Annotated in this window: 8 protein-coding genes; 6 read left to right on the plus strand and 2 right to left on the minus strand. The window is 41.1% G+C overall.

What is annotated here, in order from left to right; genetic code table 11:
• Positions 1 to 81: 81 nt before the first annotated feature.
• Both PTET_RS16695 and ndk read right to left on the minus strand, forming a co-directional pair.
• On the minus strand, positions 82 to 1212 hold the full coding sequence (locus tag PTET_RS16695; RefSeq protein WP_010389431.1) for a bifunctional tRNA (adenosine(37)-C2)-methyltransferase TrmG/ribosomal RNA large subunit methyltransferase RlmN: 1131 nt from the start codon (positions 1210 to 1212) through the stop codon (positions 82 to 84).
• A gap of 183 nt (positions 1213 to 1395) precedes the next feature.
• Positions 1396 to 1827 (minus strand): nucleoside-diphosphate kinase, encoded by a 432-nt coding sequence (ndk, locus tag PTET_RS16700; protein ID WP_036983708.1) that lies wholly within the window; start codon positions 1825 to 1827, stop codon positions 1396 to 1398.
• Positions 1828 to 2100: 273 nt separating this feature from the next.
• Between ndk and PTET_RS16705 the strand changes: the two genes are divergently transcribed.
• From PTET_RS16705 to PTET_RS16730, 6 genes are all read left to right on the plus strand, one after another.
• The gene (locus PTET_RS16705) at positions 2101 to 3426 is read left to right on the plus strand and encodes a methyl-accepting chemotaxis protein (protein ID WP_069439100.1); all 1326 of its coding nucleotides are present in this window, start codon (positions 2101 to 2103) and stop codon (positions 3424 to 3426) included.
• 365 nt (positions 3427 to 3791) lie between these two features.
• Positions 3792 to 5180, plus strand: coding sequence for a prephenate-dependent tRNA uridine(34) hydroxylase TrhP (gene trhP, locus PTET_RS16710; RefSeq protein WP_096038994.1), 1389 nt, complete (start codon positions 3792 to 3794; stop codon positions 5178 to 5180).
• A gap of 14 nt (positions 5181 to 5194) precedes the next feature.
• Positions 5195 to 5440 (plus strand): YfhL family 4Fe-4S dicluster ferredoxin, encoded by a 246-nt coding sequence (locus tag PTET_RS16715; protein ID WP_083238652.1) that lies wholly within the window; start codon positions 5195 to 5197, stop codon positions 5438 to 5440.
• Between the two features lie 202 nt (positions 5441 to 5642).
• Positions 5643 to 7256: a type I restriction-modification system subunit M gene (locus PTET_RS16720; protein WP_096038995.1), complete on the plus strand. Its 1614-nt coding sequence runs from the start codon at positions 5643 to 5645 to the stop codon at positions 7254 to 7256.
• A 13-nt stretch (positions 7257 to 7269) separates the two neighbouring features.
• Complete coding sequence (locus PTET_RS16725; RefSeq protein ID WP_244186409.1) at positions 7270 to 8817, plus strand: restriction endonuclease subunit S; 1548 nt, start codon at positions 7270 to 7272, stop codon at positions 8815 to 8817.
• A 51-nt stretch (positions 8818 to 8868) separates the two neighbouring features.
• Positions 8869 to 12189, plus strand: a complete 3321-nt coding sequence (locus PTET_RS16730) for a type I restriction endonuclease subunit R (RefSeq protein ID WP_096038997.1) — start codon at positions 8869 to 8871, stop codon at positions 12187 to 12189.
• Positions 12190 to 12266 lie beyond the last annotated feature (77 nt).

Consider the following 12266-nt stretch of genomic DNA (forward strand, 5'->3'; position numbering starts at 1 on the left):
CTTACCTCAAAGCCTTTGTGTTGCATCATTTATTTAAAAATAAACGAGTTATCACAAAGGCACCAGAGTCTTTTATAACGTTTAGGCTTGATGAATATTTACTGCAATTGCATTGTCATCACGCATTTTCTTTTTAGCCATACGTTTTGTTCTATCAACCACATCGCCAGCTAATTGACCACAGGCAGCGTCAATGTCGTCCCCTCGTGTACGACGAACAATACAGGTAATCCCCGCAGCTTGTAATACCTTTGAAAAACGGTCAATTCGGCTGTTGCTAGAGCGCGTGTATTCGTTACCCGGGAACGGGTTAAACGGAATAAGGTTTACCTTAGATGGCGTCCCTTTTAACGTTTTAACCAGCTCATGTGCTTGGTCGGTACTGTCGTTAACGCCATTAAGCATAACGTATTCAATAGTCACGTCTTTATTGGCTTTAGAGCCATCGATATAACGACGACAGGCCGCTAAAAATTCTTCAATTGGGTACTTTTTATTAATGGGTACCAAAATATCACGCAGTGCGTTATCAGGGGCGTGAAGTGAAATAGCCAGTGCTACGTCGATTTTTTCTTTCAATAAATCAAGGGCAGGTACTACACCCGAGGTACTTAATGTTACGCGGCGCTTAGATAAACCAAAGCCCCAGTCGTCCATCATCAGCTCCATCGCTGGTACGACGTTTTTGACGTTAAGTAATGGCTCGCCCATCCCCATCATAACGACGTTAGTGACAGGGCGTTTTTCACTGTTGCCATCAAGGCCAATGTCTTTGGCTACACGCCATACTTGGCCAATAATTTCCGACACTTTTAAGTTACGGTTAAAGCCTTGTTGTGCCGTTGAGCAAAACGTACATTCCAGTGCACAACCCACTTGAGACGATACACATAAGGTGGCACGATCTTTTTCTGGGATCCAAACTGCCTCTACTTCTTGGCCGCCCTCTAGTACTAATGCATATTTAATAGTACCGTCGCTGGCTTGCTGGCGAACTGAAATTTCGGGTGCAACGATTTCACACTCGTTTTTAAGCTTTTCTTTTAGCTTTTTGTTTACGTTGCTCATTTCGTCGAAATTATCTACGCCAAAATGATAAATCCATTTCATCACCTGATCGCCACGAAATGGCTTTTCACCGAATGATACAAATAACTCTCGCATTGCATCTCGGTTTAAATCTAATAAGTTAATCTTTTTTTGCTCGGTCATGTAACAACCTCAATCGGTGGCGGTGATGGTAAAAATTTACAAGGGCGAATTGTACATAATTCACCCACTATAATCATTAAGTAAAACATCATAAATAAACGATTAATACTTTACGTAATGACTAAAAAAGGGCTCGAAAGCCCTTTTCATACTTTGCATCACAGGGTTAGCTGTGAACTCGAATTAACGAGTACGTGGGCAAAGTTCTTCGTCAGCGAAGAAGTACGCAATTTCGCGAGCAGCAGATTCAACAGCGTCTGAACCGTGAACCGCATTTTCGTCGATGCTATCAGCGTAGTCTGCACGTAAAGTACCCGCAAGCGCTTCAGCTGGGTTAGTAGCACCCATGATTTCACGGTTTTTAAGAACAGCGTTTTCGCCTTCAAGAACGGTAACCATTACTGGGCCAGAAGTCATGAAAGATACTAAAGCACCAAAGAAAGGGCGCTCGCTGTGCTCAGCGTAGAAACCTTCAGCTTTCTCTTGTGAAAGGTGAACCATTTTAGCTGCAACGATTTTAAGACCCGCAGTTTCGAAACGGTTGTAGATTGCGCCGATGTGGTTTTTAGCAACTGCATCAGGTTTTATGATTGAAAAAGTACGCTCTAAAGCCATCTTTGTGCTCCAATAATTTTTAAGTGAAAGTGTGAATATTAACGGGCGCGAATTATACGCGTTTTAACGAAAAAAACCTAATTTATTATATCAACCATGTTATTTTGATTTAAGGGCGTTTAATTTTGAGCTTATAACCATGCTATTACGTATATTATTTTTAAATACTTCCGCTATATTTACGTCTATGTTAACAAATGGTTTTAGTTGTTAATAATAATTACAATAAACGCTCAATGTATAGTTCATACATCTCAATACTAGGATAACCATATGTTTTTTAACCAATCTTTAAAGAATCAAGTTGCTGATTTACAAAACAAACTTTTAGTTAGAGAGCAGGTTAGACAAAGCTTAGACAGTGAAATGCTAGTTTTAGAGCTTGATATGCAAGGTCATGTTATAAGACAAAATAAGAATTTTGAACGTACATTCAGCTATTCAAATAGTCAGTTGCTTAACCAGAATATTATTAACTTTATTCCTGAAAATGCACGGAATAATCCTGATTTTAATTTATTTAAACAAGCAATAAGTAAGCGTGAGCACTATGTAGGTGCTATTCAGTTGCTACACCAAAACGGGCAACGAGACTGGTTACGCTGCATTTTACATCCTATAAAAAACGAGCAAGGCCAGCTTGAGTATTTAACCCTGCATTGCACTGTGCTTACACAAATAATTGAAAGCTCAAGAGAAAACGAAGATTTAATTAAAGCCTTGCATCGTTCAACGGCGGTTATTGAGTTTGATACTCAAGGTATGGTGCTGCGTGTTAATGACAACTTTTTAAAAAGTATGGGTTATTCAAAGCAAGACGTGGTGGGCAAGCATCATAGTATGTTTTGTGATGAGCAAGTAGCGAGTAGTAAAGAGTATCAGGCCTTCTGGCAACGTTTGCGTAATGGCGAGTTTATTGCGAGCAGATTTAAACGTATTGATAAACACGGCCATGTAGTTTGGTTAGAGGCTTCATATAATCCTATTTTTAATGAAGCAAATGAGCTCTATAAAGTAGTTAAATTTGCCACAGTGATCACTGATCAAGTAAAAAGAGAACTGGCTACAGAGCAAGCGGCGAGTATTGCACATGGTACGTCTATCGAAACCGATAACAACGCGGATAAAGGTGCTGAAGTGGTACAAAAAACAGTGCAGGTTATGAACGAATTGTCGGTGCAAATGGAGCAAGCTGCTCAAGAAATTTCAGCATTAGATAAACAATCGCAACTCATCGCGAGCATAGTGCAGAGCATTAGCAGTATTGCTGATCAAACTAATTTATTGGCACTAAATGCGGCTATTGAGGCCGCGCGCGCCGGCGAGCAAGGCCGTGGATTTGCAGTGGTGGCTGATGAAGTGCGTTTACTTGCCTCAAGAACCAGTAAAGCGACTGAAGAAATAGTGGATGTTGTACAACAAAACCAAAATTTAACTCAATCAACGGTGGCTGTAATAGAGCAAGGTAAAAATAAAGCGCAACAAGGCCTAGCGCTCTCCAAAGAATCTGGTGATGTAATGAGTGATATTAAAAAAGGCGCGCAACAAGTTGTTGATGCGGTTAGTCAATTTTCGAACCAATTAAGCAGTAAAAAATAACTTAAATCTGCTACTCTTCATTTATTAGCGCAGAAGAGAAATTTTGATGATCTTGATCAAGGTTTCTCTTTTGCCCCCTCATTATACTTGCGCGCTTTATTATCCTTAATACCAATTCGCTTAATTAAGTGGTCTATTTTGAGGCTGGAAAAACGTGTTGATAGCTAGGCAAAAAAATTGCTATTTAGTTGTTCTCGGCAATTGCTCCTGCATTGCTCTACCTTCTGCATCCATGCAGTCGTAAATGAGATTTTTTTAACGAAGGTAGCGACACGTTTAGCCCCGAAAAATGATTAAGTATTATTGCGGGTTGGTATAATTATTCATGCAACCGACTTGAACTCGGTTCGATGTATGGAGCGCACATGTCAGCTGTTTCTTCCTCAATCCCGTTTATTCCTGAACTACTTTGCCCTGCAGGCAGCTTAAAAAACATGCGTTATGCCTTTGCCTATGGTGCCGACGCGGTTTATGCCGGTCAACCTCGTTACAGTTTAAGGGTTCGCAATAATGAATTCGATTTAGATACATTACAAATAGGGATTAACGAAGCACATGCGCTAAATAAAAAGTTTTATGTAGTGTCTAATATTGCCCCACACAATGCGAAAGTAAAATCGTATTTACGTGATATAGAACCTGTTATTGCCATGAAACCCGATGCGTTGATCATGTCAGATCCTGGGTTAATTATGTTAGTGCGTGAAAAATGGCCCGATATGCCAATTCATTTGTCGGTTCAAGCCAATGCAGTGAACTACGCAAGCGTACAGTTTTGGGCCAAGCAAGGTATTGAGCGGGTGATTTTGTCTCGCGAGCTATCGCTTGAAGAAATCAGCGAAATACGCACACTGTGCCCAGAAACAGAACTAGAAGTATTTGTTCATGGCGCGCTGTGTATGGCTTATTCAGGGCGTTGTTTACTCTCAGGCTATATTAATAAGCGCGATCCTAACCAAGGCACCTGCACTAATGCGTGTCGTTGGGAGTACGATGTTAAACCCGGCACTGAGAACGAAACCGGCGAAATGGTACATAAAATTGACCCTAAAACGGTTATACCTACGTTAGGTGAAGGCGCGCCAAGTAACGATGTATTTATGCTAGAAGAGCAAGGTCGCCCGGGTGAATATATGCCTGCATTTGAAGACGAGCACGGTACTTATATCATGAACTCAAAAGACTTACGCGCCGTGCAATACGTAGAGCAGCTAACAAAAATGGGGGTGCATAGCCTTAAAATAGAAGGGCGCACTAAGTCATTTTATTATGTTGCGCGTACCGCTCAGGTGTATCGCAAAGCGATTGACGATGCGGTTGCAGGTAAACCATTCGATGCAGACTTATTTAAAACTCTTGAGAACCTTGCTCACCGCGGTTATACCGAAGGTTTTTTAAAACGCCACGCCCATCAAGATTATCAAAATTACGAATATGGCCATTCAGTTTCTACCAAGCAGCAATTTGTCGGCGAAGTACTAGGGCGTAATGCCACTGGTTTGGTTGAAATAGATGTAAAAAATAAATTTTGTGTTGGCCATTCATTAGAGCTAATGACGCCAAAAGGTAATATTAGCTTTGTGCTTGAACGTATGGAAAACAAAAAAGGCGAAAGCATTACTGATGCCAAAGGTTCAGGCCATATCGTAAAAATTCCACTGCCTGACAACATCGATTTAGAGCACGCCATACTGATGCGCAATTTGGATGAAAACCAAGACACCCGCAACCCTTTCAAACAAGCTGTTTCATAATAGAGAGTTTAATCATGGCTTTATTAATAAACAGCAAATGCATTAACTGTGATATGTGTGACCCCGAGTGCCCAAATGAAGCCATTTATATGGGCGCCAAAATCTACCAAATAGACCCTACAAAATGCACTGAATGTGTGGGCCACTACGACAAGCCGACCTGCGTGAGCGTATGCCCCATTGACTGCATAAAGCCAGACCCTAATCATCGTGAGAGCTTAGATGAACTGGCTGAGAAATATGTCAAATTGACGGGGTAGTTTGTTAATTGGTTTTTTATGTTTCATCGGGTTACGAAGCTAAAGTTGCGACACTGTCGCAACAATTAAACTGCTCGCATATTGCGTATTGTTATCGATAAAAACCTCCTCATATATTTTATAATTAACACTCAAAAACCCACGACCTTTGCTGTATGATAAGCCAATAAATTATATTGATATTCTTGCAAAGAGAGACCACATGGACGCTGCATCAAAAAAGCCTGCTACAAAAAAAGCCGCAAAAAAAACACAAGTCGGGTTTGAAGAATCCCTTTGGGATGCCGCCAATAAACTGCGTGGCAGTGTTGAATCAGCCGAATATAAGCACATTGTTTTAAGCTTAATCTTTCTTAAATTTATTAGTGACAAGTTTGAAGCGCGTAAAAAAGCCATTATTGCCGAGTACGGCGACGAATACATCGACATGGTCGACTTTTACGCGATGGATAACGTGTTTTACCTACCAGAAGACGCACGCTGGTCGTACATTCAAGCCAACGCTAAGCAAGGCGATATTGCCGTTAAAATAGATACCGCACTACACGCGGTTGAAAAAAACAATAAATCACTCGCAGGCGCATTGCCCGACAACTACTTTTCACGTTTAGGGCTTGATGCCAGTAAGCTTTCAGCGCTTATCGATACCATTAATAATATCGACACCATTGCCAACCAAAACGAAAAAACAGAAGAAGACTTAGTTGGCCGCGTGTACGAATACTTTTTAGGTAAATTTGCCGCATCTGAAGGCAAAGGCGGGGGCGAGTTCTACACGCCTAAGTCAATTGTTACCCTAATTGCCGATATGATAGAGCCATTCGAAGGTAAAATTTACGACCCCTGTTGTGGCTCGGGCGGTATGTTTGTGCAATCGCTTAAGTTTATTAATAGCCATAACGGTAACCAAAAAAACGTGTCTATTTACGGGCAAGAGTACACTAACACCACTTATAAACTGGCTAAAATGAACCTTGCCGTGCGCGGTATTTCGGGCAACTTAGGCGATATAGCAGGCGATACCTTTTTTAAAGACCAACACCCCGACCTAAAAGCCGATTACATAATGGCAAACCCACCGTTTAACCAAAAACAGTGGCGCGCCGATAACGAACTAGTCGACGATGCCCGCTGGGCAGGTTACCCAACACCGCCTACCGGTAATGCCAATTATGCGTGGATCATGCATATGATCTCAAAATTGAGCGAGCATGGCACCGCAGGCTTTGTATTGGCTAACGGCTCAATGAGTTCAAACACCAGTGGCGAGGGCGATATTCGCCAAAAAATAATCGAAAACGACTTAGTCGATTGTATGATAGCCCTACCAGGGCAGCTGTTTTACACCACACAAATTCCGGTGTGTTTATGGTTTATAAGTAAAGATAAACGCGGTAATAACGAAAAAGGCTTACTAAAACGCCGCGACCGCCAAGGCGAAACCCTATTTATAGACGCTCGCGAAATGGGCTCTATGGTTAACCGTACTTTAAAAGAGCTCACTAACGACGACATAGCTAAAATTACCCAAACCTATCACCTTTGGCGCGGCGAAGAGCTTGCGACAGATAACGAGCAAAAATATGAAGATATCGCCGGTTACTGTAAATCAGCCACTCTTGCTGATATAAAAGCAAACGACTACGTACTGACCCCAGGGCGCTATGTAGGTGCTGCCGATATTGCAGACGATGGCATCCCGTTTGAGACTAAAATGAGCGAACTTAGCCAAACCCTTTATAGCCAAATGAACCAAAGCGATGAGCTTGATAAAGCCATTCGTAAAAATTTGGAGGCGTTGGGTTATGGGGAGTAAAACTTTACCGGGTATGCCTAATATACCTAATGGCTGGTATTGGGCTCCTTTATCTGATTTATGTAAAAAAGTATCAGTTGGACATGTTGGAGAAACTAGTTCAGTTTTTTGTGGTCCGGAAGGTGTAACTTTTCTTAGATCTCAAAATGTCAGGCCAGGCCGGCTAGATTTGAATGATGTTAAATATGTAACTAAAGCATTTCATGAAAAAAGCAAAAAAAGCCAACTTAAAACAGGCGACATATTAGTTGTTAGGGTCGGACAAAATAGAGGCGATTGTGCAGTAGTTCCTGATAACGTAGGTGAAATTAACTGCGCAAATATTGTATTTGCCCAGCCAAAGGATATTCGATATTCAGATTATTTAGGCTACTTCTTAAATTCAAGTTTTGGTCGAACTTCACTTTTAGCTGTAAGTACAGGCAGTGCCCAGGGAGTGTTAAATACAAAATCCGTAGCAAAAGTAGTAGTACCAGTCCCGCCAATTGATTTAGCAAAGAACATTGGGTATCGGCTTAAGCTAATCGATAACAAAATTGAACTTAACCAAAAAACCAACCAAACCTTAGAACAAATGGCGCAGGCGTTATTTAAAAGCTGGTTTATTGATTTTGATCCGGTGTTCGACAACCTACTTGCGAGCGTTAATTTTAACTTAGAAAACCTTGAAACTAGTCTGCCTGATGAGTTAAAACAAAAAGCACAGCGCCGCTTAGCGGCACTGAACAGCTTACACAATGCGGCCGAAGTAAAAACCTCACTCAGTGCGCTCGCTCACGAATTACAAGCACTTTCAGCAACACAAGCAGCAGTGCAAGCCGCTGAAACACCCGTTAAAGCAAGCCTTAACGCCAACCCTAAAATATTAGCGCAACACGCCAACACCCACGCCCACTTCCCCAATGAGTTCGAACACAACGAACAACTAGGCTGGATACCAAAGGGGTGGGGTGTAGGAGTAAGTGGAGATTTAGTAGATGTTAGGGATGGTACACATGATTCACCTAAGAAGTCCGAGAAAGGCTTTCCACTAGTTACTTCTAAACATATTACTTCAGGACGCTTAGATCTATCAGCAGCTTATTTAATCTCAGAGTTAGATTACAAAAAAGTCAATGAGCGCAGCAATGTTGAATATGGGGATATTTTGCTGACCATGATAGGTACTGTCGGTGTTCCATACCTTGTGATGGATGAGCCCGCTAACTATGCAATTAAGAATGTAGGGCTTTTTAGAACATCACAAAATTTATATTTGAAAAATTATCTACATATTTTACTAAAAACTGCTCATATGCAAGCTTACTTAAATGCAAGAGTTGCTGGCACCACTCAAAAGTACCTTTCGTTAAAAGTACTAAGAAATATAGATTTCCTATTACCTTCTAATATTGTTTTAGAGAAGTTTAATAGCATTGTAAATAATATGCTATTCAAAGAAAAATCAAATATTGATCAAATTAATCAACTAACCAAGCTTCGTGACACTTTGCTACCCAAGCTCATCTCTGGCGAATTACAAATACCCGATGTAATCACAGATGAAGAAGTAGTCGATTAATAACCTTAGCTGAGCGTTTAAAGGCCACAAAAACAAGAATAAGGATGTTTGATGAAATTTACTGAAGCCAAATTAGAACAAGCGGTGGTTGAGCTATTAGGCGAGCAAGGCTACCCGCATTTATTGGGCGGTGAGCTCACCCGTAGTAACAGCGAAGTATTAATAAAAGAAGACCTCCGTGCTTTTTTAACCAAGCGCTACGCTAAAAATAATATTACCACCGGTGAAGTAGACTCAATAATTGCAAAGCTCGAAAAACTCCCTGCCAGTGATTTATACGAAAGTAATAAAACTTTTTGTAAGTGGCTAAGTGATGGATTCTTACTTAAACGGGAAGTACTTACACACGAGCGTGGCAGTTTAGCAGGGAGTAAATCACAAAAAGATTTGTATGTTCAGCTGCTTGATTACGACAACGTTGAGCAAGGCATTAAAAGTAGCCTAATAGCAGGCAGTGCTATGGCTGCTTTGGATAATGTGAATGAAGCCAGCGTTACTTACCTGCAAGACGATAATATTTATCGGTTTGTTACCCAGTTAGAAATAGAAAGCCCCACCAGTTACGACAATATTGAACTGCGTATTCCCGATGGCATTTTATATGTGAATGGTTTACCACTAGTTGTGTTTGAATTTAAAAGCGCGATACGCGAGCAAGCCCCTATATTTGAAGCCTATGAGCAGTTAACGGTGCGCTACCGCCGCGCTATTCCGCAGTTATTTGTGTTTAATACCTTGTGCGTTATAAGCGATGGCGTAAACAATAAAATGGGTAACTTATTTGCGCCGTATCAGTTTTTTTACTCGTGGGGAAAAGTAACGGGACAAGAGCTAACCGCGCAAGAGGGGATTAACTCGTTACATACCTTATTGCAGGGCTTGTTTGATAAAGCGCGTTTGCGCGATGTTATGCGCAACTTTGTATTTTTTCCGGATTCTGATAATAAAAGCGCAGGCAAAAAAGAGATAAAAATTGTGCCGCGTTATCCGCAATATTATGCGGCTAATAAACTGTTCGAAAATATAAAACGCCACTTAAAGCCACAAGGCGATGGTAAAGGCGGTACGTATTTTGGCGCAACGGGTTGCGGTAAAAGTTACACCATGCAATTTTTAACACGTTTGTTGATGAAAAGCGTTGAACTTAAAAGCCCTACCATTATTTTAATTACCGACCGAACCGATTTAGACGATCAGCTTTCGCAGCAGTTTGGCAATGCTAAAACCTACATTGGCGACGATACGGTAAAAACAGTGACCAGCCGTACTCACTTACGTGAGTTACTTGAAGGGCGTAACAGTGGTGGGGTATTTTTAACCACCATTCATAAATTTACCGAAGACACTCAGTTATTAACCGACCGCACTAACGTTATTTGTATTTCTGATGAGGCGCATCGTAGCCAAGTAAATCTTGATCAAAAAATTACCATTACCGAAAAAGGTGTAAAAAAGACCTTTGGTTTTGCTAAATACCTGCACGACTCATTACCAAACGCTACCTATGTTGGCTTTACCGGCACGCCAGTGGATGCGACTTTAGATGTGTTTGGTGAAGTGGTTGACTCGTACACCATGACTGAGTCGGTTAAAGATGAAATAACCGTACGCATTGTGTACGAAGGCCGCGCCGCTAAGGTGTGTTTAAACAATAGCAAGCTGGCCGAAATTGAAGCTTATTACAAAGAATGTGCCGATGCAGGCAGTAACGAACTGCAAATAGAAGACAGTAAAAAAGCCACCGCTAATATGAATAGCATTTTAGGCGATCCTGACCGCATACGTGTATTAGCAAGGGACTTTGTTGAACATTACGAAAAACGCGTTGAGGAAGGTTCTACCATTGCAGGAAAGGCGATGTTTGTGTGTAGCTCGCGTGGCATTGCCTATCAGCTGTATCAAGAGTTAGAAGAATTACGCCCACAGTGGTTTGATGTAGTAGATACTGATGACGCGCAAACACTATCAGATACCGAGCGAAAGCGCGCTATTAGCGAGGGCCGTATTGCAGCCCCGTCTGAAAAAGTAAAAATGGTAATGACCCGTGGTAAAGATGACGTTGAACGCTTATATAATTTACTTGGCAGTAAAGACGAACGTAAAGAGCTTGATAAGCAATTTAAAAACAAAAACTCAAACTTTAAAATAGCCATAGTGGTCGATATGTGGCTAACCGGTTTTGATGTGCCATTTTTAGATACCATGTACATAGATAAGCCATTGCAAAAGCACAGCTTAATACAAACTATTTCGCGGGTTAACCGCCAGTTTGAAGGCAAAGATAAAGGCTTAGTGGTTGACTACATTGGTATTAAATCTGAAATGAATAAAGCGTTAGCGCAGTATTCAAAAACTGACGAAACCAACTTTGAAGACATTACCGCCTCGGTTATTGAGGTAAAAAACCACTTGGCGTTACTTGCCGAGTTATTCCATAAATTTGACAGCAGCCCCTACTTTACAGGCGAAGCCGTTGCCCAGCTAAACTGTTTAAACCACGCCGCCGAGTTTGCGCTAATTACCGAAAAACGGCAAAAGCGCTTTATGGATTTAGTTAAGCGTTTAAAAGCCGCTTACGATGTATGTTGCGGTAGTGAAAAAATAAACGAAAACGAGCGAAACCACATTCACTTTTACCTTGCCATTCGTTCTATTATTTACAAGTTAACCAAAGGCGAAGCGCCCGATACCGCGCAAATGAACGCCAAAGTACGTGAAATGATAAGTGAAGCCCTGCAAAGCGACGGCGTAAAAGAAGTATTTAAACTCGGTAATGAAGACGGCGGCGAAATTGATATTTTTAATGACGACTACATCGCTAAAATAGAAAAAATAAAACTCCCCAACACCAAAATAAAAATACTGCAACAAATGCTAGCCAAAGCCATAGGTGAGCTTAAAAAAGTAAACCAAACCCAAGGTATCGACTTTACTAAACGCTTTGAATCGCTGGTACAGCGCTATAACGAGCGAAAAGAAGATGACGTACTGGTAAGTAGCGTACTTGATGAATTTTCAGACAGTATGGTTGATATGATTTACAGCGTACGCGACGAAATGAACGCCGGCGACGAGCTAGGCATTGATATTGAAGAAAAAGGCTTTTACGACGCCTTAAAAATGCTCGCCATTAAATACGACTTTGACTACCCCGAAGACAAGCTCATTGAGCTTGCTCAAGCAGTAAAAGTAATTGTAGACGACAAAGTAAAATTTGTAGATTGGAACCACCGCGACGATATTAAATCAGCTTTAAAAGTAGAGCTGATTTTAATACTCGCTAAATTTAAATACCCACCAATCAGCCGCGATGAAGTATACAAAGAAATATTTGAGCAAGCGCAAAATGTAAAAGCGAATAAAGAGGTGTAAAGCCGATGATGATTCGTTTGTTTTGCTGACTGAGCTTGCAAGATTTCGGTTGAGTGCTTTTTATTTACTTTAATAAA

The organism is Pseudoalteromonas tetraodonis (assembly GCF_002310835.1).
In the GTDB taxonomy this organism is placed as follows: Bacteria; Pseudomonadota; Gammaproteobacteria; order Enterobacterales; family Alteromonadaceae; genus Pseudoalteromonas; species Pseudoalteromonas tetraodonis.

Excerpts from the sequence above, each read along its gene's own strand:
- PTET_RS16730 (WP_096038997.1), top strand. The coding sequence starts at position 8,869 with ATGAAATTTACTGAAGCCAAATTAGAACAAGCGGTGGTTGAGCTATTA.
- PTET_RS16695 (WP_010389431.1), bottom strand. The coding sequence starts at position 1,212 with ATGACCGAGCAAAAAAAGATTAACTTATTAGATTTAAACCGAGATGCA.
- ndk (WP_036983708.1), bottom strand. The coding sequence starts at position 1,827 with ATGGCTTTAGAGCGTACTTTTTCAATCATAAAACCTGATGCAGTTGCT.
- PTET_RS16705 (WP_069439100.1), top strand. The coding sequence starts at position 2,101 with ATGTTTTTTAACCAATCTTTAAAGAATCAAGTTGCTGATTTACAAAAC.
- PTET_RS16725 (WP_244186409.1), top strand. The coding sequence starts at position 7,270 with ATGCCTAATATACCTAATGGCTGGTATTGGGCTCCTTTATCTGATTTA.
- trhP (WP_096038994.1), top strand. The coding sequence starts at position 3,792 with ATGTCAGCTGTTTCTTCCTCAATCCCGTTTATTCCTGAACTACTTTGC.
- PTET_RS16720 (WP_096038995.1), top strand. The coding sequence starts at position 5,643 with ATGGACGCTGCATCAAAAAAGCCTGCTACAAAAAAAGCCGCAAAAAAA.
- PTET_RS16715 (WP_083238652.1), top strand. The coding sequence starts at position 5,195 with ATGGCTTTATTAATAAACAGCAAATGCATTAACTGTGATATGTGTGAC.